The organism is Shewanella psychrotolerans (genome assembly GCF_019457595.1).
Classification (GTDB): domain Bacteria; phylum Pseudomonadota; class Gammaproteobacteria; order Enterobacterales; family Shewanellaceae; genus Shewanella; species Shewanella psychrotolerans.
The window spans coordinates 2,214,953-2,237,031 of record NZ_CP080419.1 but is presented as its reverse complement, the minus strand read 5'-3'; the positions used below and the strand labels follow the sequence as shown (position 1 = coordinate 2,237,031).

Below are 22,079 nucleotides of genomic sequence, written 5' to 3'. Positions count from 1 at the left end.
AGATCTTTAGGGAAGATAGATTTAATTTGGAGAAATATATGTCACAACGGGCTCCTATCGTCACTATTGACGGCCCTAGCGGTGCAGGTAAAGGCACAGTAAGTCAGATACTTGCAACAAGATTAGGTTGGAAGTTATTAGATAGCGGCGCCATTTATCGCGTACTAGCTTTGGCGGCTATTCACCATAATGTAGAACTCGACAACGAAGCATCATTAGCCTTGTTAGCGGCGCATCTCGATGTGCAATTCATTACAACTAACGCAAACGGCATAAAAGTTGTCCTAGAAGGTGAAGACGTATCTCATACTATCCGTAGCCAGGAATGTTCTAACGCAGCATCTAAAGTTGCAGCTTTTCCGAGTGTGCGAGAAGCGCTGTTACGCCGTCAACGTGCTTTTGTCGAAGCACCTGGCTTAATCGCCGACGGTCGTGATATGGGAACAGTGGTATTCCCTTCAACACCCGCTAAACTATATTTGACAGCATCGGCAGAGGAACGGGCGCAAAGGCGCTATAATCAGTTGCAGGACAAGGGCTTCGATGTTAATATCGACCATCTTTTAGCTGAAGTCATTGAACGCGATGAGCGCGATATGAATCGTCCTGTAGCTCCTTTGATCCCAGCTGAAGATGCGCTTATTATCGATACAACGGCAATAAGCATTGATGAAGTTGTCGAGCTTGCGCTTGCCCACATCATACAAAAATTACCTAACGTTAGCTTGTAAAAGCTAGCGTTTTACTATTTATCGCACGGATGTGATGAATGATTAATCTGACTCCACGTCTAGGATGGGCTGTGGTTTATTACTTTAAGTAAATTAAACATGACTGAATCTTTTGCTGATCTATTTGAACAATCCCTTGAAACACTTGAGTTCCGTCCAGGTTCTATCGTTCGTGGTACTGTAGTATCAATCCAGAACGGTATGGTACTTGTTGACGCAGGTCTTAAGTCAGAAAGCCCAATCCCAGCTGAACAGTTCAAAAACGCTCAAGGCGTTCTTGAAATCGCAGTTGGCGACCAAGTTGACGTAGCCCTTGACTCTGTTGAAGATGGTTTCGGTGAAACTCAACTTTCTCGCGAGAAAGCTAAGCGTCACGAAGCTTGGATCGTTCTAGAAAAAGCTTACGAAGATGCTGAAACTGTAATCGGTATCATCAATGGTAAGGTTAAAGGCGGTTTCACTGTTGAATTAAACGGTATCCGTGCATTCCTACCTGGTTCTCTAGTTGACGTTCGCCCAGTTCGCGATACTGCTCACCTAGAAAACAAAGAACTAGAATTTAAAGTTATCAAGTTAGACCAGAAGCGTAACAACGTTGTTGTTTCTCGTCGTGCTGTTATCGAATCTGAAAGCAGTGCAGAGCGTGATGCTCTTCTTGAAAACCTACAAGAAGGCCAAGCAGTTAAGGGGATCGTTAAGAATCTAACTGACTACGGTGCTTTCGTAGATCTAGGTGGCGTTGACGGTCTTCTACATATCACTGATATGGCTTGGAAGCGCGTTAAGCACCCATCTGAAATCGTCAACGTTGGTGACGAAATCAACGTTAAAGTACTTAAGTACGATCGTGAGCGCACTCGTGTTTCACTTGGTCTTAAGCAACTAGGCGAAGATCCATGGTTAGAAATCAGCAAACGCTACCCAGAAAACACTAAGTTAACTGGTCGCGTAACTAACCTAACTGACTACGGTTGTTTCGTTGAAATCGAAGAAGGCGTTGAAGGTCTAGTACACGTTTCTGAAATGGATTGGACTAACAAGAACATCCACCCATCTAAGGTTGTTAACCTAGGTGATGAAGTTGAAGTTCTAGTTCTAGACATCGATGAAGAACGTCGTCGTATCTCTCTAGGTCTTAAGCAATGTAAAGTTAACCCATGGGATGACTTTGCAGAACGTTTCCAAAAAGGTGACAAAGTTACTGGTAAGATCAAGTCAATCACTGACTTCGGTATCTTCATCGGTCTTGACGGTGGCATCGACGGTCTAGTTCACCTATCTGACATTTCTTGGAACGGTACTGGCGAAGAAGCGGTATCTGATTACAAGAAAGGCGACGAAATCAACGCAGTTGTACTTTCAGTTGACCCAGAGCGTGAGCGTATCAGCTTAGGCGTTAAGCAAACTGAAGACGATCCATTCAATGCTTATCTTGCAGATAAGAAGAAAGGTGCTATCGTAAACGGTACTGTTGTTGCTGTAGACGCTAAAGGTGTAACTATCGAGCTAGCTGACACTGTAGAAGGTTATCTACGTGTTGCTGATATTTCTCGTGAGCGCATCGAAGACGCATCTACTGTATACTCAGTAGGTGACGCTGTTGAATCTAAGTTCATGGGTGTTGATCGCAAGAACCGTACTATTAGCTTATCTATCAAAGCGAAAGATGAAGCTGATGAGAAGGAAGCGATGGCTAACTTGAACAAGCAAGATGACGTTGCTATGAGCAGTGCCATGGCTGAAGCGTTCAAAGCAGCTCGTAAGTAAATCGCCTGAAGTTCGGGGATGTTTCATCCCCGTTAGGTGACTGTGTTTGGCTTGATTATAGAGGGTACAGGATGACTAAATCCGAACTGATCGAAAAACTTGCCACTAGGCAGTCGCAGCTGTCGGCAAAAGAAGTAGAAAGTGCAATCAAAGAGATGTTGGAGCAAATGGCAACAACATTAGAAGGCGGCGATCGTATTGAGATCCGTGGTTTTGGTAGTTTTTCTCTTCATTATCGTGCACCGCGTGTTGGCCGTAACCCAAAGACTGGAACGTCAGTCGAGTTAGAAGGCAAATATGTACCGCACTTTAAGCCTGGCAAAGAACTGCGTGAGCGCGTTGATTCAATCAACTCGTAAATGACATTGTTTTAAAAGCCTCCGAAAGGGGGCTTTTTTATATCTAAATTCTCGGTATCGCTAGCTAGTTAGTTAAAATTCTTAGATAATCAATCCATCATTACGCGTATATGGAGTGTAACGTGAAGTCATTTATCGCGACTGTACTTGTCGCCTTATTTTTCGTGCTTGCGTTGTTGTTTGGTGCCCGCAACGAGCAACTGGTGACGATCAGTTACTTTATTGCTCAAGGCGAATATCGTCTTCCTGTTGTATTAGGTGTTGTTTTCTTAGCCGGTTTCCTCGTTAGTTGGCTTTTCGCCATTTATCACATCACTAAAATGAAATTGGTTGTTCGTCAAGCCAACAAAAAGATAGAACAACTGGAAGCAAAACTGCCACCATCAAGTTCTAATGATCAAAAAGCGCTAGGTGATGCTAACGCTAAGGAACTAAACGCTTAATATGTTAGAGATCCTGTTTCTGTTACTTCCTATTGCAGCCGGTTATGGTTGGTATATGGGACGCCGTAGTATTAGGCATAAACAGAATAGTAAACGTAAACAATTAAGTCGGGATTATTTTACTGGCCTTAATTTTCTACTCTCTAACGAATCAGACAAAGCGGTTGATCTGTTTATCTCTATGCTTGACGTGGATGATGACACTATCGACACTCATCTCTCTCTAGGTTCACTGTTTCGTAAACGAGGCGAAGTAGACCGCTCTATACGCATTCATCAAAACCTTATCGCTAGACCGACTTTAACTACCGAACAACGTGATATAGCCATGATGGAACTAGGGAAAGACTACTTAGCAGCGGGGTTCTATGACCGCGCAGAAGAGATTTTTCTTAATCTAGTTCGCCAAGAAGATCACAGTGAAGAAGCAGAAGATCAGTTAATTGCCATTTATCAAGTGACCAAAGATTGGCAAAAAGCAATCGATATCATTAAGACGTTAAAACGCAAACGTCAGCAATCGCTGAAACACCTATGCGCTCACCTATATTGCGAACTCGCAGATGAACAACAAGATCTCGAATTAAAACAAAAGACGCTTAATTTAGCCCTGAAACAAGATAATAATTGTGGTCGAGCATTATTACAGTTAGCAAAACTTTATCTCAACCAGCATGAGTTGGCGCGTGGTAAAGAGATGATAGTTCGTCTTAAAGATGCTGATATTGAACTCTTTCCAGAAGCGCTAGCCATTACCAATGAATTATATCAATCACCTAATGAGCGCAGTGCCTATCGCGAATTACTTCGTGAAGCGTTAGAGCAGGGTGCCGGTGCGAGTGTAGCAATCACGCTCGCGCAGAATATGATTGAACATGGCGACGTACAAGATGCAGAGAAGCTGATCTTAGATGGACTCTATCGCCACCCAACAATGAAAAGCTTTCAGCATCTAATGAAGATGCAATTACAACATGCTGAAGATGGTCAGGCTAAAAAAAGTCTCAATATGCTATCAGAGTTAGTAGAACAACAAATTAAATATCGGCCGAGTTACCGTTGTATAGAGTGTGGATTTCCGTCGCACACACTTTATTGGCATTGCCCCTCTTGTAAGAGTTGGGGGTCAATCAAGCGGATCCGTGGTCTGGACGGCGAATAAACAATAAAAATGCAAAGCACCAGGAGAGATTAATGAGCAACAAACCAATTATAGTGGCGTTAGATTTCGATAATAAAGCCGAAGCTTTGCAGCTAATTGATAAGTTAGATCCAAACATGTGTCGTCTGAAAATCGGCAAAGAGATGTTTACCTTGTTTGGGCCTGAGCTGGTTAACGAGATCCATCACCGAAATTTCGATCTATTTTTAGACCTTAAATTTCACGATATCCCGAATACGGTCGCTAAAGCAGTTGCCGCCGCCGCAGAGCTTGGCGTTTGGATGACCAATGTCCACGCTAGTGGCGGCTTAGCGATGATGCAAGCCGCACAACAAGCATTATTGCCCTACGGTGACAACGCCCCATTACTGATTGCGGTTACCGTATTGACTTCAATGAGTGACGAAGAGCTCAAGTTGCTTGGTATTAATGTATCTGCAGCTGATCATGTTAAGCGTCTAGCCGCACTGACTCAACAGGCCGGGCTTGCAGGTATCGTGTGTTCGGCCCAAGAAGCGACAATGTTAAAAGAGACCTTTGGCAAAGATTTCAAATTAATTACACCTGGTATTCGTCCTGTGGGCAGCGATAAGGGCGATCAACATCGGGTGATGACACCTGTTGAGGCGCTGGCTGCTGGCTCAGATTATCTGGTGATAGGTCGCCCTATCACTAAAGCTGCCGATCCTTTAGCTGCATTAACCGCAATACACGCATCGTTAGGCTAACATCGGAGCAATTAGCAGAAATAGGACCTAACAGGAACGGGATCCGAAGGAGTTAATATGTTTGATAACCAAGGAAAGAATATTGTCGTCGTTGGCGATACGAGCGGAATTAACTGAAGGATCGCTGAGGCATTTGCTAAAGCGGGCGCATGTCAGCGCTGCGAAAGCTGGAGTCGATATGTTGACAAAAAGCTTAGCGCTTGAATGGGGCGCAGAGGAAATAAGAGTAAACTCATTGGTTACAGGGCCAATTGCCGATAACGAAGGCTTCTATCGTCTTGCGCCGAATAAGGCGCTACAACAGAGAGTCGCTCAAAGTGTGCCATTACAACGTAATTGCCAATGCCAAGATATCGCAAATGCAGCGCTTTTTTAGCGTCGCCTATGGCAAGTTATATTACAGGTGTTATTTTACCCATTGATGGCGGATGGTCATTGGGCGGCACCAGTATGGCGATGAGTGAGCTAGGTATGTTTGCTCAAATGAACTAAATTTTTGAAAATAGATAGCATAAGTGATGCTATTGAATAAGCGAGAAAACTAATGGCAAACCCATTTCAAGAACAACTGTTAAAGGCTGGTTTAGTCAGTAAACAGAAAGTACGTGATACTAAAACCCAAAAACGCCGAGATCGAAAAGCCAAAGTAGACGACGGCTCTGAAGTGCTCAGACAAGAGATCGCTGCTAAAAAACAGGCGCAAATAGAAAAAGATAGAGCCTTAAATGAACAGCGTTTTGCCGAGGCGACTGAAAAAGGCCAAGTAAGAGGGCTTATCACCGAGTTTAAGCGCCTTGCTATTGAGATTCCAAAAGATGCTGAAGTGAAATTCAACTACACCTTAGGCACAAAAATCTATTCAATTTATATCAATGATAAATTGCAAAGCCAGCTTCTAAATGGCCAATTAGGTATTGTTCGCCACGATGAAGTTAGCTATTTAGTGCCGCATAAATTAGCCGAAAGGGTACAGTTATTAGTACCTGAATGGTGTGGTTACTTGTGGCAGCAAGACGATAACCAACAAGTAGTTGAAGAGGATGATCCCTATGCCGATTATGTCATTCCAGACGATTTAATGTGGTAATCCACTCTTATAGGCATCATCTTATCGCCCTGCAATAATTGCGGGGCTTTTTATGTCTAGCTGCAAGCTAAATCACGCTAATTCAGTACAAAAGACTTTATTCTAAATGCTATCTAGTATAAGTTTAAACAACCGTTTAAATCCAATGTTTAAGAGTGAAGATATGAACCCATACCAAGCACCGTTAGCCGATATGAAGTTTTTATTAGAGAAGGTGTTTGATGCGCCGACAACCTGGGCGAGTTTACCTGAACTTGCAGATGCTGTAGATATGGATACAGCACAGGCGATAATGGATGAAGCTGACAAAATTGCCCGCGATCTTATTCATCCCATCAATCGCAGCGGCGATGAGCAAGGTGTTCGTCATGAAGGCGACAAGGTGATGACTCCTGATGGTTATAAGGCCGTATACGATCAGTATGCTGAAGGCGGTTGGGTTGGGTTATGTGGCGATCCAGAGCTAGGCGGTATGGGGATGCCCAAAATGCTTGGGGTGCTGGTCGATGAAATGGCTTATAGTGCCTGTAATGCATTTACGCTTTATGGTTCATTAACCGCAGGGGCTGCATTATGTATCAACGCTCATGGTACAAACGAGCTCAAACAAAAATATCTGCCCAATCTTTATAGCGGAGAATGGGCGGGCGCGATGGATATGACTGAGCCACAAGCGGGATCTGATCTACGTAACATTCGTACTAAAGCCATACCTCAAGATGATGGTAGCTATTTGATCAGTGGTAGTAAGATTTTCATTACTGGTGGCGATCACGACCTTACTGAAAATATCATTCACCTGGTTTTAGCCAAATTGCCAGATTCAAATGGGATCTCACTATTTTTAGTACCCAAAATTAAAGTTGATGACAACGGTGAACTCGGCGAGGCCAATGGCGTTACTGTCGGTTCTATTGAACATAAAATGGGCCTAAAAGGCTCAGCAACCTGCGTGATGAACTACGATGACGCCCAAGGCTACCTCATCGGTAAACCAAATCGTGGCTTAGTCTGTATGTTTACCATGATGAACTATGAACGCTTAGCCATCGGTATTCAAGGTCTAGGAACATCACAAGCGGCATATCAAATGGCGGCCGTCTATGCCAAAGAGCGTACCCAAGGTATTGCAGCGGGCGGCTCAGCAACAGGCGCTGTGAGCGACCCAATTATTGTTCACGGTGATGTTCGCCGAATGCTGCTAACGATTCGAAGTTACACAGAAGCTGGGCGTGCATTATCAGTGTTTACTGGTCAGCAGCTTGATTTGGCTAAGTATGCAGAAGGCGAGGTTAAAGCGAAAGCGGCTCGTTATGTTGGTTTACTCACGCCTGTTGCCAAAGCGTTTCTCAGTGATCGCGGTCTTGATGCGGCGATCATGGCACAGCAAGTATTTGGCGGTCATGGTTATATCTGTGAAACAGGAATTGAACAGCTGGTCAGAGATACTCGTATCGCCCAAATCTATGAAGGCACCAACGGTATTCAGGCCATTGATTTCTTAGGTCGTAAGACTACAGGTGACAATGTAGCGGCATTAACAGAGTTATTAAGCGAGCTTGATGTTCAGTTGCAATCATTCGCTCATGTGAGTGACACTCATAAACAGGCGATAGTATCGCGCTTTGATGCGCTGTTAAAAACGGCTACGCAAATCAATGACAACAAACTTGCTCAACCAGCATTGATTAATGCTTGTGCCGTTGATTTCCTCGATGCCTTCGGTCATCTAATTTATGGCTATTTCTGGTTACTGATGGCAGAGCGCTCAGTTGATCATGAAGATGACAATTTCGCTAAAGCCAAAACCCAAGTTGCTGAGTTTTATATGGCAAAGATTCTGCCTAAAGTGGATTACCATCTTGCCCAAGTTAATGCTGGTGATAGCATGATCATGGATATGGAAGAAGCTATTTTTTAATACGTTATACCAAACAGTATAAGAAAGTGATCCACTCAGCGTGTATTTTGCCAACTCATTCAAGGCGAACAGATGATGGAATGGGTGTTGCTTTTAGTGCTAAATCGTCGCTGAGCAATCACCTCTTTATTCTAATTGGTATTTGTTATTACGTAGACAAGCGCTCTTTATAGATAAAAAGCCCTAAGCGTGTTCTATTAGGGCTTTTTTATTGATTTAGGGGCTAGCAGTTTGTTGAAAAGAGCGAGAGAAATCTAATAGTGTTTGTAAAAAAAGTGCGCTAAATGGAGCAAGTTGCGCTTGCTCGGTTTGAGGGCTTTGCCCATTTTCTAATATGGCAAATAGGACTTGATGCTCACTATCGATAGTTAAAAAACCCGCTAAATTATCAACCCCTTGCATCGATCCCGTTTTTGCAATCACCTTATCTTTTAACGGTGCTTTATTGTATCCGCTTTTGTAACGCAGCGTACCGCTTTGGCCCGCAACGGGTAGCTTACCAATAAGATGTGCAAAATGCGGCTCCTGATAAACGAGATGCAATACCTGCATTAATTGGCTTGCACTCAGTAAGTTATAACGTGACAAGCCCGAACCATCGACGATCTGTGAATGAGTTAAATCCACACCAGCATCGGTCAATATTCGAACCATAGCTTTCGCGCCGTTAGTAAAGCTGCCTGGCTGATCATAGACGCTTTCACCTATGGCTTTAAATAAACGATCGGCGATCAAATTATCTGATTTTAATAACATGGTTTCGATTAACGATGATAAGGGCCGCGACCTATGCTCCGCGATAAGCTTAGCGCTCTTATCAAGAGTATGGGTTAATTTAACCTTTCCTTTGACCCGTATCTTTGCTGAGGTGGTCAGTTGTGCCACCAGCTGCTGCGCATAAAGATCGGGCTCTGAAATAGCGATAGCTAGCTTCAGTGGTTTATCGCCGCTAACGCAGCCGCTAATGTGAAACTGGTTTTTGGCCAAGCGCTGTAACGACAGCTCACAAAACTCCTGTTGTTTATTTTTATCAAAATAGGCGGTGGTGGTAATTTTTACGGGAAGATAGCTAGGAAAGCTCAGTTTAGCCTCATTGGTGGCCAGCATAGGGATTAACTGACCTTGGATACAGTTTTGGTTTATCACGAAACGCGATACGGGAGCCGCATAGCAAATTCCCAAATCATCCCAAACGACCCCCGGCGCCTTAAACTGCTCGTCAGCCTGACTAACTAAATAGAGATCGCCAGTAATATCATAGATCCCTAAATTGCTTAGTTGCTTAAAAAGTTGCCTAAGATCATCACTCGTCAACGTTGGATCGCCACTAAATTGCAAATAGAGATCCCCAAGTAGCTTACCGTGCCTAATTGGCGACCTTGAATACAAGCGGGTATCGAAGGTCAAGTTTTCATCAAGCTGAGCGGTCGCCGCCACTGCGGTTAGTAGCTTTTGAGTGCTAGCTGGGATCATCAAGCTATTGGCATTGTATTCAAAAATAGATGTATCAGATGCTAAGTCGAAGGCTACGACCCCCACTTGAGAGTAGGGCGATTTGATCACTGACATCATGTTGGTTAAGTACTGATTAATATCTGAGTCTGCTTGCGCGCTAAAACTTAAAGTTGAACCAAGTATTAATATCATCACCGAGCCAGCGCCGCCAATAACGCTAACAGTAACACCTGCAATATTGATTAACTTAGCCGCTAACTTGATAAAAAAATCCATAACCTCTTTATTTGCATCCCAGCTTCATTGCTCGGTGCACCTTAGTTATTGTCGTTAGGCTTTGCCGCAGGTTTTTCCGACGTATCGTCTTTCTCCATCAAGCGATATAACCTTAAAGTGACAAAGGCAACTAAGCCAATAAATAGCGGCAGGATAAATATCCCAAGCTCCGCTTTAAAATGGAAAATAGCCCAAGCTAACACCAGCGTGATAGCCAAAGTAATCAGGATGTTTCTATTCATACCATGCCCAAGATTAAGAAAAAGATATTGTATATCGCCTGCATTAAAAAAACCGTAATCCAGGCGGAAAAACAACAGCACATCCAAAAACTCTGAGCAAATTCGGCTATTTGGTTAAATTAAAAGCACTATTTACCGACAGGACTCCCATTACAGCAGAAAAACCTTGCCCCTAGAGGCTTAAATCGGTAATTTCTATCTCCTTAAAGATTAGGGATGGGACCACTATGCCACATATTCGTATGCGCGGCTTACCACAAGAGGCGGTCAGAGACATCAGCAAGACGTTAATCGATGAATTAGCGGTACTTTGCCAAACAGCCCCAAGTAACTTTACGCTAGACTGGGTGCAGAGTATTAGTTATCGCCATGGAGAGGTGGACAGAGACTTTGTACAGGTTGAAGTACTCTGGTTCCCTAAAGACCCTGAAACACATCACGCAGTGGAGCAAGTTATTCGCCAAGCCATATTATCGGTTTATTTATCGGCGAAGCATATCTCAATCATGTTCACGGCATTATTGCCAAGTTGCTACTACCGTGATGGACACCATTTTTAAAGGAGGATGCCTTGCTGGATAAGCTAGGTGGAATTGCGTTACCAGACGATGCTATTCGTTGGTTGTTAACGCCAACGGCACTAAAAGCCGAATTACTGCAGCAGATCGCTCAGGCAAAATTTGCAATTACCATTGCCGCACTTTATCTAGAAGATGATGAAGCAGGGCGAGAGATCCTTAGCGCTTTAATGCTTGCAAAAGCCAATAACCCTGAATTAGATGTGACCGTTTTAGTTGATTTTCATCGCGCACGACGTGGGTTAATCGGTCACAAAGGCGATAGTGGCAATTACTTGATGTACAGCAAGTTTGCCCAGAAGGCTGAGCATCCTATTAAGATCTTAGGTGTGCCAGTTAAATCCCGTGAGTTCATGGGGGTTTTGCACCTTAAAGGTTTTATTATTGACGATACCGTTATTTTTAGTGGCGCGAGTCTAAATAACATCTATCTGCATCAAGGTGATAAGTACCGTTTTGACCGTTATCATGTGATCTCGTCGCCTGAGCTTGCTCGCTCGATGAGGCAGATGGTTAAAGACTATATTGAAAATGACAAAGCGGTAACCTCGTTAACGCAATCAAAAGACTGTGAGCAACTGCCCGATAAAGTGGATGTACGCACCCTTAAAACACGTCTTAGTGCAGCTAAGTATGAATTTAAGTCCACCAAAACCGGTAATCGTATTACACCCGTTGTTGGCCTTGGTCGTAAACGTAATAAGCTTAACAAGTTAATCATCGATTTGGTTAGCCAATCAAAACAGTCGCTGTTTATCTGTACGCCTTACTTTAATCCGCCATATATTTTATCAAGAGCACTGTCAAAGCACCTCAAACAAGGTAAGCGTATCGATATTGTTGTAGGGGATAAAACCTCTAACGATTTTTATATACCACCAGAAGAAGCGTTTTCGACAATAGGGGCATTACCCTATTTATACGAACAATCGTTGCGTAAGTTTGCTAAGCGTCAGCAGTGGGCTATTGATTCAGGACAACTGAACATTCACTTATGGAAGCATGGGCGTAATAGTTATCACCTCAAAGGTATCAGCGCTGATAATTGCAACCATCTCATTACAGGCTCTAATCTCAATCCAAGAGCTTGGGCGCTGGATTTAGAAAATGGTTTACTATTGCAAGATGAAACAGGCTGTTGGAAAGAGCAGTTTAATACAGAGCAGCATCATATCCTTGAGCACACTGAGCGTCTTTATCATTACAGTCAAATAGAAACATTACATGATTATCCGACACCGGTAAGAAAGATCATGAATCGTATTCGTCGCTTAAAAGCCGACTTTTTGCTTCGCAGAATACTCTAGCAGACACACGTTTAAGCCAGATATAATTTTTGATGCCATAAATGAGCGAGCTTAAGGCTCGCTTTTTTATTATCAACTTCATGCGTAATGAATTAAGCTTGTTACGACTCATGGCACTCCTTGATATAATGGCTATGTTTGCATTCAAAAAATTTAAAGGCAAAAATGACTCAACTCGGTATTAAACCTCATGCGGTTCATCTGCGTTATCAGTATAGAAAAGCAATTTCGACTAGACCCTATAATGCACGCGGTAAAAACTTGATACGATGTGAGTCATGTTTACTTGCAAAGTCATTTTGTACCTGTGAATTTCGTCGACAGTTAAACTCCAATGTTAGCTTTTTATTGATCATGTATGACGATGAAGTATTAAAACCAAGTAACTCAGGACGATTAATCGCTGATCTTATTCCCGATACCCACGCTTATATCTGGTCGCGTAACTATGCTAATCGTAAGCTATTACAACTATTAAGTGATCCAAGCTATCAACCCTATCTGGTGTTTCCCGGAGCATATGCAGCGCCCGATCAACAGGTCGTTGACGCTATATCGCAACAAAGCGCTAATGAGCAACAAAGTAAGCGACCATTATTTATTCTGCTCGATGGTAGCTGGCGCGAGGCCATTAAAATGTTCAATAAAAGCCCTTATCTGCATCATTTGCCAATGCTGTCATTTACACCAGAAACCGCCGCTCGTTACGGTTTAAGGAAAGGTAGCCGTGATTTTCAATTGGGCACTGCAGAGGTTGCTGCGTTGGCACTGGGCTGTGCCGGCGAGGTTAACAACGCTGCTAGTCTCAATATGTGGTTTTCTTTATTTATAGAATCGTCACTTTTTAGCCGTAGCCGTAAGAGCACACATGACCTTTCACCGTTAACAGCGCTCAGACAAGCGTTCGAACAAAGCCTAGAACCTAGCCAGAATTAATGGTGCATAAGTGAACAAAGTCTGAGTGGAAAAAGCGCATCATATATTGGTCACAGTTACTTGGCCTGCGTCGTTAGCGTATGTTTTGCCTTTTACAACGAAAGTCCCTATATTAATTATTCTAGCTAACGAATAAGGTAGGCTTTTTGATTTCATGGCAGCACAGACTTATCAAGCTTGGCATTTTCCGTTTTAACCTCGCTATTGGCGTGATGTTAACGCTCTACGCTGCAAACGCTGCTCCCAAACATGACCTCTATGTTAAAAAGCTGCAGTTGATGTCTTCTAGTCCCACTAATCACTTTAATTATTCGTTATTGCCAAGATTTACATCATTAACCCCGTACCAATCCCTTTCACTCTATCAATACCAACTAATGTCTCACGCTCAGTTTATTGCAAAGGTTAAATCGCCTTCAGACGATCTGCAGCTCACATTCAATCGTTACCAAGCCATTTATTTTTGTAAAAAGCATCGATGGGAGTTTTGCGAACGCTGGGGCTCTTTAACGGTTACTCGCATTGCATAAACCTATCACTGACTACTTTGTTTATTTTCGCAATCGGTCAAAAACAACTTAACCATATACAACATAAGCTTAACGTGGCTTAATAATGGTTAGTACATTAGGGAGTCACTGTTAGGGATAGTATTTTGTCTTCTATAGAACAAGCCGAGCAGCATATAGCGCAGGGTGAGTATTATTTAGCGCAGCAAATATTTACAGCGCTTACCCACAATCGACCAACCTCAAAAGAAACCGGTTATGCCTATATGGGATTAGGGAAGTTAGCCCTGCTTTCAAAAAATGGCCATAAGGCCGTTGAGCTTCTTAGCCAGTCCTGTGAGTTTTTAGCTGGCGACACTACACCATTATCTTTGCTAGCAGAGGCGTTTAATATGGTTAACGCTGCGGAAGATGCGTTAACGGTATTAAATTACGCAAATCAAATTGTTCCCGAGTCGCCCACATTGCGTTATCAATTAGGTCGACAACAAATAGCAATGGGGGAATTAGAGCAAGCTAAAGCGCACCTATTACTTGCTCTATCAGGTTTAGGACTCACCGACAATGCTCATCCTTGCGAGCTATCCATTGAAGAAGTATCTATTTACTCGCAATGCTTACTGTCGCTCAGTCAGCTAGTGATCCATGCAGACCCTGTCGCCAATCTCAATATGAATGTGGGAGATAACACATCAACTAAAGCTGTAAATCGGTTATTAGAGAAGGCATTGAGGCTTAATCAGTTATGTGACAATATCAACACGAATATCGACGCAAACATCAATAACGATGCGGTGACATTAAATAGCGCTCGGATCGTACTCCATTATTGCTTGGGTCATTTGTTTCATCACAGGCAAGCGCATCGCCTAGCGTTTGATCACTATCAACAAGCTAACAATTTGCAACATCAAGGTTGCTGTGTCAGTACTTCCGAGTTAGCCGCCTATTTTCATTCAATTAAAACCTTTGTCAACAAAGGAGCAATCTCGGTACATAGTGATAGACACTTTGATATTACACCTATTTTCATTTTAGGATTACCCCGCACCGGTGCCAGTATACTTGAGCAGTTATTGGTCAAGCATAATCAAATCGGCAGTGCAGGGGAGTGTGACTATCTCAACGACGATGTACTTTCATCAGCATATAAGTTAACCGCTAAACATTATCCCCGCTGTATCAGCGATCTCGATGTACAGCAGCTAAATACGCTCGGTGAGTTATACCTGAGGAAATTGAAGCAATATGTGAACCCAGAATTTGATACCAAGGCTATTCGTGGTGATAGCCGAGTCTTTCATCCCGATATCACCCATATTATCGATAGATCCCCCGCAAATTTTCAAACGGTCGGCTTAATTTATAAACTGTTTCCCAACGCCAAAGTCATCAACCTGACTCGCCAACCCGAAGCGGTATCTTGGTCGGTGTATCAACACTACTTCGAAAAGAGTGAGCCGCATTTATGCTCATTAAAAGAGTTCGAGTTATATAGACAAGAATATGAAGCACTTATGGCTTATTGGCACCAAACGCTGCCTGGTTTCGTGCTTGATGTCAGTTATGAAGCCTTAGTCGATCTTCCCGAATCGCAAATAAGTCGGGTTTTAGCATTTTGTCGGTTACCTTTTGGTGATACACAAGTTAAGCAGATGAAAGAGATTATCTCTGCGTTTAATATGGTTAAAGATGTCAGCTGGCAAGATTATCTGGGCTTTGTTAACGGTAATGCGTAGTACGATATGGATACTTAATCTTTGTATTTTTTACTTATTAAGCAGTTGATTTTAATAGTGAGTTTTATTCATGAACAATTTCTATAATGACAATGCGAATATGCTAGCGCGCAGGTATTTATTGACTTCTTTTGAAGAGGTTCATGTTAGCTGGCTACACCATCTTAACGATCTTATCAATCAGCAAGAGTCGATATTTAGGGTATTAGATGTTGGTGCTGGCAATGGTCGTGATGCGAAGTATTTAGCCGAGCAATCTACAAATCTTCAAACGGTTGAAGTGGTTGCGGTTGAACCCGCCTATAAACTTGCAGAGTTTGGCGCACGATATACGAGTGACCTCAACGTTAATTGGATTGATGATCACTTACCACGATTGAATCGCCTGACAGTTTACCGAAACAGCTTTAACCTGATCTTATTAAGTGCGGTATGGATGCACATTCCTCCTGAGGAACGACTTACAGCATTACAAACCTTAGCAAAATTAATGACGCCTAATGGACGCCTGATCATTTCGCTGCGCTTTGGGCCTAATGAAGATACAAGAGTACTGCATCCAGTTAGCGTTGAAGAGATTGAAACATTAGCTAAGAAGGCACACCTAGAAGTTATCGAATGCAGCGACAGAGACACAGATAAACTTGGGCGGACACAGGTATTTTGGCAAACGTTAGTGCTGCAAAGAGATAGTGGTAACGTCAATTGATTAAGTTACCACTATCGATTAGAGAAATGTCGATTGGGGCTGAGCGCTCGGGATGAGTAACTATTCAAAATAATGAATGAAGGGCAAAAAATTATCGGGGTTATATTTTTAAAGCTGCATAAAACCGAATAATTATTCTTTGTAATTATAGTCTATTGGATACGGCAAACATCAAAACTACCAGCAACAGAACCCACCCATGCCAGCCTCATTGATCGTTTTCACGAGTTCGCTCGTATTAGCTAATACAGTTTTGGCATTCATCGCCGTTAAAACTGAGTGACATATGCACAATACACCGATGTTAATCTGTATTGTTAATATATATGTCAGCCCCTTTTTGAAGAGGCCTCCCTCCGGTCTCTTCTTTTTTTCTGAAACTATACCATGATAAAAACAAGTAAAACAATATGTTAAGTGGTGGCATTTTCAATTCGCACTTTTATTAAATAACTTTTGTTAAATAACTTTTAGTAGAGGTTGCAAGACAGAATTTAACAAGCAGCTACAAAACATTCGCAGCATCACCTCTACGACCAAGCGCTACATTGTTGCGTTAATCTTTGCCCATTCCTTTTGCAACTATTTTGCTATTTTGCTTTGCATGGCTAAATAGATCATGCCAAAAATAAGCGCCAAGTTCTGCTATCACCCTAGACTCGCCATTTAGCAGCATTGCCATCCCGACATTGAGCTCTGGCGAATAGGCAATTTCAGTAACATATCCAGCGACCCATCCCGCATGGTAAATAAGCGGGTGACCTTGAAAATCATACACACGCCAACCTTTACCATAATGCGCATCGTCTAAATAGGCTTTCCATTCACGACGGCGTAGCTCTTTGGTCGTTCGAACTCCTGGTGTCGTCACATCTTCAATGACTCGCGAAGAAATAACATCCTGTCGATGGCCCATGTTAGCGATTAACCATTTGGATATATCGGTTATGCTGGCATTCACACCCGCAGCGGGTAACAGTTGATAGTAATTAGGTTTAACTTTCACTTGCTTGAAACCAAAACGGGTCTTGATATGCGGCTCTGCACGATTACTAACCTGATTGAATGCATCAAAACCGACCGATGCGGTTTTCATATCCAGAGGTTCAAATAGACGCTGATTAATCACCTGTTCATAACGCTGGCCACTTTGCTGTTCAATCGCTTGTTCAATAAAAGAGAAAGCAACGTTTTGATAGCTATAGCAAACACCAGGGTCACACATAGGGGTCAAATCTGCAAATTTAGGTAAAATGTCGTCGAATTTAATATTGGCGTTAATCAGGTTGTCATAGCTGTTGGGCATCAACCCTGTACTTTGGCCAATGACATGACCAAGGGTTATCTCTGTACTTTTAGCGGGTGGGGCAAGTGAAAACGCTGGCAGATAGGTGGTTATCGGTTGCTGCCAACTGAGTTTATGCTCATGAACCAATAAGCTTGCTAGTGTTCCGGCAAAGGTTTTAGAGACTGAAGCAAGTCTAAATACCGTATCTGCATTGATCTTTTCATCACCGCCTTTATGACGTTTACCGAAAGTGCCGAGGTTAACAATTTTGTCGCCTTCAACAATAACAAATGCGCCACCTGGCACCTTATTCTTTTTTAAGCGTTTTTGAAACTGCTGTTTAAAATCATCACTGACGGTATGATATTGGGAGGCGTCTACACAGGAACTATAGATAGCGGCACTACTACAGAAAACTGCCAAAGACGATATGACCGTTTTTAAAAACATTAAAAATACCCGATAATCCGTATGTATACGGTATTAATTATTATGGTTGCTCAACGCTACCTTTTATAGAGAAAACGCCAATTTATGGTAATTGGTCGTACTTTTAATCGAGCCATACTAGCTAACCCATTAGCAAGATGTAAGTCTAATTCAAAAGTTTTATGTCAAATTGCTTAACGAACACACAAATAGCTAGCATTTACTCCATATTTGAACAATTCGGTACTTCACTCCCAGTGATCTAACCTCAATATGACTTAACGCCAATCTTGCTCCATTGATGCCATTTTCCCTAAGTTGCATGCTTCACACAAAATTTGTAAGTTGTTGATATCGAGTGCGAGTTGTGGATAAAGCGACCTAGGTTTTATGTGGTCAACATGCAATACAACGCCCGTGTGCACCGATGCACCACAAGAGACACAGCGGCGGCCATAACGTTCTAATGCCTCTAAACGCAACTTTAGCCAGGCTTTGCTTTTATAGAAATCGACGTTTTCACTTAGCGGTGATTCTTCAAAAGGGGCATCAAAACTTAAATGGCCTTGGGTTTCACTAAAAAATGAGGCGTTGATATCACGCTCATCTTGATGTTTAACCAGCCACTTACCAATGCCCCGCATTGCACTTTGCTCCGTTTTGTAATGTTTAGTACGAACTCTATTGGCAATCCTAAACGTGACGCTAAAACACCTTTCCATCGACATACTCCTTTTTAAGCTTTTTGATTAACTTACCTTGTTAACAGGTTAAATTGATAGCGAGTCAATATTAAGGCTATTATATCTGGCCATGGAATAGCCGTCGTAGGTATAAGGAGCCAAATATGAACATAGCCAATAGTCCTCGATTATGTTTTGAGATGATGGGCCAAGATGACGGTCAGTTGCTGTTTGAGCTAGATCAAGACCCAGAGGTAATGCGCTATATTAACGGCGGTAGGCCTAGCACTATGGACGAGATCAGCAATATCTTATTACCACGGCTTAAGGCTTATACCAATCCAGAGAAGGGTTGGGGCATCTGGAAAGTCAGCACTCTGAGCGACAATAGCGCTTTATCATCGCGCTATATTGGGTGGATTTTAGTGCGTCCCATGGACTTTTTTGGCGACAGCCCCCAGTATCATGATATTGAGGTCGGTTGGCGCTTTAAGCAGTGTTGCTGGGGTAAAGGTTACGCGACAGAGGCGGCAAGTGCGGTCGCCACACAAATCGCAAAGCAAACGGATGTTAGTTACCTTTCGGCCGTTGCTGATGAGGGTAACTTAGCATCAATAAAGATCATGCAAAAATTGGGAATGACCTTTAACCAAATAGCTCAATACCCTACGCCAAAGGGCTATGTTGAGGTGGTTCATTACCAAATGTCAGCAGATAAACTTTAATGCTTTATTTTGGTACCTAGATGTTTTGGTAAGCAGATGTGTACTAGGCTAGCTATAAAGCAGTCAATTTTGTAACATTTGCCACAAAATCGCCACACGACACTGCAGCCATTATCGCTGCTACGTCCTATGGCACGTTCAGAAGTACCAATCAAACTCCTTAGCAGCTCTATTTTTCTTAATTAAAAAGCAGACTTATAGCAAATATAAAACTGGTTATAACGTCATGAAAAGAGAAGGTATACAAGAAAGATCGGATAAACTAACGAGGGCGCTTGGTATCATTATTAAATTAAAGGAATCCCATGTACCGTATTGTCACTTCAGCAATCGTGACCGCGGCGCTATGTAGCAGTGCATCGCTAAGCGCTAATGAATATGTCTTAAGTAAAGTCGCAAAGCCACTTTCCCAAGCCATAAACTTCAACTTAGATCCCAAGCTCGATAGCTTTTCAGGTTCAACGCAGATCCAAATAGAAGTGCTTAGCCCAACACACATTATCGATATTAATGGTGTCGCTTATACGGTATCTAACATTAAGCTTGATGGCGCGTTTCAATGTGATATGAACGCCAATATGCTTGATACTGGTATCGTTAAACTCAAATGCGACGATGAGATTGCCCCAGGCAAATATACCTTATCAATGGACTTTGCTGCGCCTTACAACCGCCAATCTGTCGGGTTGTACAAAACTATCGATGCCGACCTACCTTATCTGTTTACTCAATTTGAGATGAGCGATGCTCGTAGAGCATTCCCTGTATTTGACGAACCTGAATATAAAATTCCGTTTCAAGTAACCATCACCGCGCCTAGCGACGAAAAGGTGTATAGCAACACACCTGAAATGGAGACGGTGGTAAAAGGTGAGCTAACGCGTCATACATTTGCCCAAACCAAACCGATCCCATCGTATCTCGTCGCATTCGCTGTAGGTCAGTTTGAAGAGCTTGAAGTGACTGGCATGAAAATACCGGGCAGGGTGATCACGACTAAGGGCAAAATTGAATTAGCTAAGTATGCTGCCGAACAGATGCCTATAGTGCTAGGTGCATTAGAAGAGTATTTTGGTGTCGATTACCCTTATGCCAAACTCGATTCTGTTGCTGTGCCTGAGTTTCCTTTTGGTGCGATGGAGAACGCTGGGTTAGTCACATATCGCGAAGATATCTTGTTACTCGATGACAGCAACGCCACTCAAAATGCGCGTCAACGCACGGTATCCATTGTCGCTCATGAGCTTGCTCATCAATGGTATGGCAATTTAGTGACCATGAAATGGTGGAACGATCTGTGGCTAAACGAAGCATTTGCCAGTTGGATGGCCTCAAAGATCACTCATCAGACCCATCCAGAGTTTGAGTCTAATTTACGTTTATCAAAAAATCGTGTAATGGACGTTGATGCGCGTCTATCGACTAAGCCCATTCGTAAGCCAATCAAAACCGAAGCTGATATTATGGATGGGCTAGGGCTCGCATACAGTAAAGGCGAATCCGTGCTTTCTATGGTAGAAAATTGGATTGGAGAAGAAGCCTTTAAATCGGGAATACGTAATTACATAAAGGCCCATGCATACAAAAATACCACGGCAGATGATCTATGGAATGCGTTAGCTAAAGCCTCGGGTAAAAATGTGGCCAAGGTATTAAAAACCTTTATTGAACAATCCTCTTATCCTTTAATCAGCGTTGACGTGTCAGGTAACAAATTAACCTTGAATCAACAGCGCTTCGTCTCGGCGGCAACCAAGGCACCCGCACAGACCTGGACAGTGCCTGTATCAGTCAAGTTTGGCGATAGTCACCAAGTTAGCGAGCAAACATTACTGCTGGACGCGCCGAGTAAAACATTTGAACTCCCATTTGCACCTAAGTGGGTATTCCCTGATGCACAAGGCATGGGCTATTACCGCTGGTTATTAACAGCCGATCAGATGGCGATATTGCTCAGCAACAGTAAAACGGCGCTAACCCCCAAAGAGCGTAAAGCATTAATTTCGGCAGCTGACGCACTACTCGAAGCAGGGTATATTTCTGGTGGCGATCTGTTCAATATCTTAGGAGAGTTTATCAATGATAAGCATCCACAAATTGTCTCCGATGCACTTGGTTATTTGCAAGCGCAAAAGGGCACCTTTGTCGATGACAGTAACCGCGAATTATGGGCAAAATTTGTCACTCAAAAAGCGCGAAACGCGCTAGACTCCTACGGCTTAACCACTAAATCGGGTGAAGATGCTCAGATCAGTAAGTTACGCCCATTGCTAATTGCGTTATTAGGCTTTGAAGGCCACGATGTTAATATTATTGCAACGGCAAAGGCCCAAACACTGCGCTATTTAGATACGCCAATTGAAGTCGATCCCTATCTTATTAGCACCTATTTACAACTTGCCGTATTTCATGGTGATGCAGCACTACTTAAGAAGGTTAAACAGGTTTTTGAAACAACCAAAGACCCACAGCAAAGAACAAATCTGTTGTATGCATTAGGTTATGCATCAGAGGGGAAACTGCAGCAAGATATATTGGCATATAGCTTAAGTGAAAAGCTAACCGCGCCAGATCTAAGTTATCTGTTTGCTGGTCAACATTATACCAAGGCACGTCAGACGGCCTTTAGCAACTGGGTATATGCTAATTATGCGGCGCTTGCTGATAAATTACCGCCGTTCGCATTACCTCGTCTACCCGGATTTTTAGTCGGTAGTTGCGACCTCGAGTCGCTTGCACGTGCAAATGCATTTTTCTCAACCAAGATAGATACGGTTCCTGGTTATGCCAGAAGCCTGTCGAAACTCGAAGAGCGTGTTAGAGACTGTGTACAACTCAAGGCAAGAGAGCAGGCCAGCGTCGATCGTTTCTTGAAAAATCATTAATCGAACCATTACGTTAACAAGAGCTCGCTATGCGGGCTCTTGTTTTTGCTAATCTACGTCACAACGCAGATCACCAATAGCATTGTATTTTCCTTATGCAGGTTCCGTCACGACGTTTTG

Annotated in this window: 20 protein-coding genes and 1 pseudogene; 17 read left to right on the top strand and 4 right to left on the bottom strand. The window is 42.9% G+C overall.

Annotation, left to right across the window (positions count from 1 at the left end; translation table 11 throughout):
* Window positions 1-38: 38 nt before the first annotated feature.
* The 9 genes and pseudogenes from cmk (at window position 39) to K0I62_RS09860 (ending at window position 8,198) form a co-directional block, all read left to right on the top strand.
* Window positions 39-731: a (d)CMP kinase gene (gene cmk, locus K0I62_RS09900; RefSeq protein WP_220068005.1), complete on the top strand. Its 693-nt coding sequence runs from the start codon at window positions 39-41 to the stop codon at window positions 729-731.
* A gap of 99 nt (window positions 732-830) precedes the next feature.
* The gene (gene rpsA, locus K0I62_RS09895) at window positions 831-2,498 is read left to right on the top strand and encodes a 30S ribosomal protein S1 (RefSeq protein ID WP_220064152.1); all 1,668 of its coding nucleotides are present in this window, start codon (window positions 831-833) and stop codon (window positions 2,496-2,498) included.
* Between the two features lie 71 nt (window positions 2,499-2,569).
* A complete protein-coding gene (ihfB, locus tag K0I62_RS09890; protein WP_220064153.1) occupies window positions 2,570-2,857 on the top strand; it encodes an integration host factor subunit beta in 288 nt (95 codons plus the stop codon).
* Between the two features lie 122 nt (window positions 2,858-2,979).
* Window positions 2,980-3,300 (top strand): LapA family protein, encoded by a 321-nt coding sequence (locus tag K0I62_RS09885; protein ID WP_258404973.1) that lies wholly within the window; start codon window positions 2,980-2,982, stop codon window positions 3,298-3,300.
* Window position 3,301: 1 nt separating this feature from the next.
* Entirely contained in the window at window positions 3,302-4,462 is a 1,161-nt protein-coding gene (lapB, locus tag K0I62_RS09880) for a lipopolysaccharide assembly protein LapB (protein ID WP_220068003.1), read from the top strand.
* Window positions 4,463-4,494: 32 nt separating this feature from the next.
* A complete protein-coding gene (gene pyrF / locus K0I62_RS09875; RefSeq protein WP_220068002.1) occupies window positions 4,495-5,190 on the top strand; it encodes an orotidine-5'-phosphate decarboxylase in 696 nt (231 codons plus the stop codon).
* Between the two features lie 142 nt (window positions 5,191-5,332).
* A pseudogene (locus K0I62_RS09870) lies at window positions 5,333-5,682 on the top strand (SDR family oxidoreductase); the annotation flags it as partial.
* A gap of 52 nt (window positions 5,683-5,734) precedes the next feature.
* On the top strand, window positions 5,735-6,277 hold the full coding sequence (locus K0I62_RS09865; RefSeq protein WP_220068001.1) for a DUF2058 domain-containing protein: 543 nt from the start codon (window positions 5,735-5,737) through the stop codon (window positions 6,275-6,277).
* 163 nt (window positions 6,278-6,440) lie between these two features.
* The gene (locus tag K0I62_RS09860) at window positions 6,441-8,198 is read left to right on the top strand and encodes an acyl-CoA dehydrogenase C-terminal domain-containing protein (RefSeq protein ID WP_220068000.1); all 1,758 of its coding nucleotides are present in this window, start codon (window positions 6,441-6,443) and stop codon (window positions 8,196-8,198) included.
* 216 nt (window positions 8,199-8,414) lie between these two features.
* On the opposite strand, the gene dacB is transcribed toward K0I62_RS09860, so the two are convergent.
* Window positions 8,415-9,929, bottom strand: coding sequence for a D-alanyl-D-alanine carboxypeptidase/D-alanyl-D-alanine endopeptidase (gene dacB, locus K0I62_RS09855; RefSeq protein ID WP_258404972.1), 1,515 nt, complete (start codon window positions 9,927-9,929; stop codon window positions 8,415-8,417).
* A gap of 41 nt (window positions 9,930-9,970) precedes the next feature.
* Window positions 9,971-10,171, bottom strand: a complete 201-nt coding sequence (locus K0I62_RS09850) for a hypothetical protein (RefSeq protein ID WP_220067999.1) — start codon at window positions 10,169-10,171, stop codon at window positions 9,971-9,973.
* A 227-nt stretch (window positions 10,172-10,398) separates the two neighbouring features.
* Here K0I62_RS09850 and K0I62_RS09845 point away from each other — a divergent pair, with 227 nt between their 5' ends.
* The 6 genes from K0I62_RS09845 to K0I62_RS09820 all read left to right on the top strand — a co-directional run bounded on the left by K0I62_RS09845 (window position 10,399) and on the right by K0I62_RS09820 (window position 15,949).
* Window positions 10,399-10,731: a DUF1904 domain-containing protein gene (locus K0I62_RS09845; protein ID WP_220067998.1), complete on the top strand. Its 333-nt coding sequence runs from the start codon at window positions 10,399-10,401 to the stop codon at window positions 10,729-10,731.
* A gap of 11 nt (window positions 10,732-10,742) precedes the next feature.
* Window positions 10,743-12,056, top strand: a complete 1,314-nt coding sequence (gene pssA, locus K0I62_RS09840) for a CDP-diacylglycerol--serine O-phosphatidyltransferase (protein ID WP_220067997.1) — start codon at window positions 10,743-10,745, stop codon at window positions 12,054-12,056.
* Between the two features lie 165 nt (window positions 12,057-12,221).
* Complete coding sequence (locus K0I62_RS09835; protein WP_220067996.1) at window positions 12,222-12,992, top strand: tRNA-uridine aminocarboxypropyltransferase; 771 nt, start codon at window positions 12,222-12,224, stop codon at window positions 12,990-12,992.
* A gap of 146 nt (window positions 12,993-13,138) precedes the next feature.
* Entirely contained in the window at window positions 13,139-13,522 is a 384-nt protein-coding gene (locus tag K0I62_RS09830) for a hypothetical protein (RefSeq protein WP_220067995.1), read from the top strand.
* A gap of 125 nt (window positions 13,523-13,647) precedes the next feature.
* Window positions 13,648-15,240, top strand: coding sequence for a tetratricopeptide repeat-containing sulfotransferase family protein (locus tag K0I62_RS09825; RefSeq protein ID WP_220067994.1), 1,593 nt, complete (start codon window positions 13,648-13,650; stop codon window positions 15,238-15,240).
* Between the two features lie 70 nt (window positions 15,241-15,310).
* The gene (locus K0I62_RS09820) at window positions 15,311-15,949 is read left to right on the top strand and encodes a class I SAM-dependent methyltransferase (protein WP_220067993.1); all 639 of its coding nucleotides are present in this window, start codon (window positions 15,311-15,313) and stop codon (window positions 15,947-15,949) included.
* Window positions 15,950-16,505: 556 nt separating this feature from the next.
* On the opposite strand, the gene K0I62_RS09815 is transcribed toward K0I62_RS09820, so the two are convergent.
* Both K0I62_RS09815 and K0I62_RS09810 read right to left on the bottom strand, forming a co-directional pair.
* Window positions 16,506-17,687: a serine hydrolase domain-containing protein gene (locus K0I62_RS09815; protein WP_220067992.1), complete on the bottom strand. Its 1,182-nt coding sequence runs from the start codon at window positions 17,685-17,687 to the stop codon at window positions 16,506-16,508.
* Window positions 17,688-17,944: 257 nt separating this feature from the next.
* Window positions 17,945-18,388 (bottom strand): HNH endonuclease, encoded by a 444-nt coding sequence (locus K0I62_RS09810; RefSeq protein WP_220067991.1) that lies wholly within the window; start codon window positions 18,386-18,388, stop codon window positions 17,945-17,947.
* A gap of 125 nt (window positions 18,389-18,513) precedes the next feature.
* Between K0I62_RS09810 and K0I62_RS09805 the strand changes: the two genes are divergently transcribed.
* Together K0I62_RS09805 and K0I62_RS09800 are read left to right on the top strand one after the other, a co-directional pair.
* Window positions 18,514-19,074, top strand: a complete 561-nt coding sequence (locus K0I62_RS09805; RefSeq protein WP_220067990.1) for a GNAT family N-acetyltransferase — start codon at window positions 18,514-18,516, stop codon at window positions 19,072-19,074.
* 305 nt (window positions 19,075-19,379) lie between these two features.
* Window positions 19,380-21,959 carry a M1 family metallopeptidase gene (locus K0I62_RS09800; protein WP_220067989.1) on the top strand — a complete coding sequence of 860 codons (2,580 nt, stop codon included), beginning with the start codon at window positions 19,380-19,382 and terminating at the stop codon, window positions 21,957-21,959.
* The last annotated feature ends 120 nt before the right edge of the window (window positions 21,960-22,079 follow it).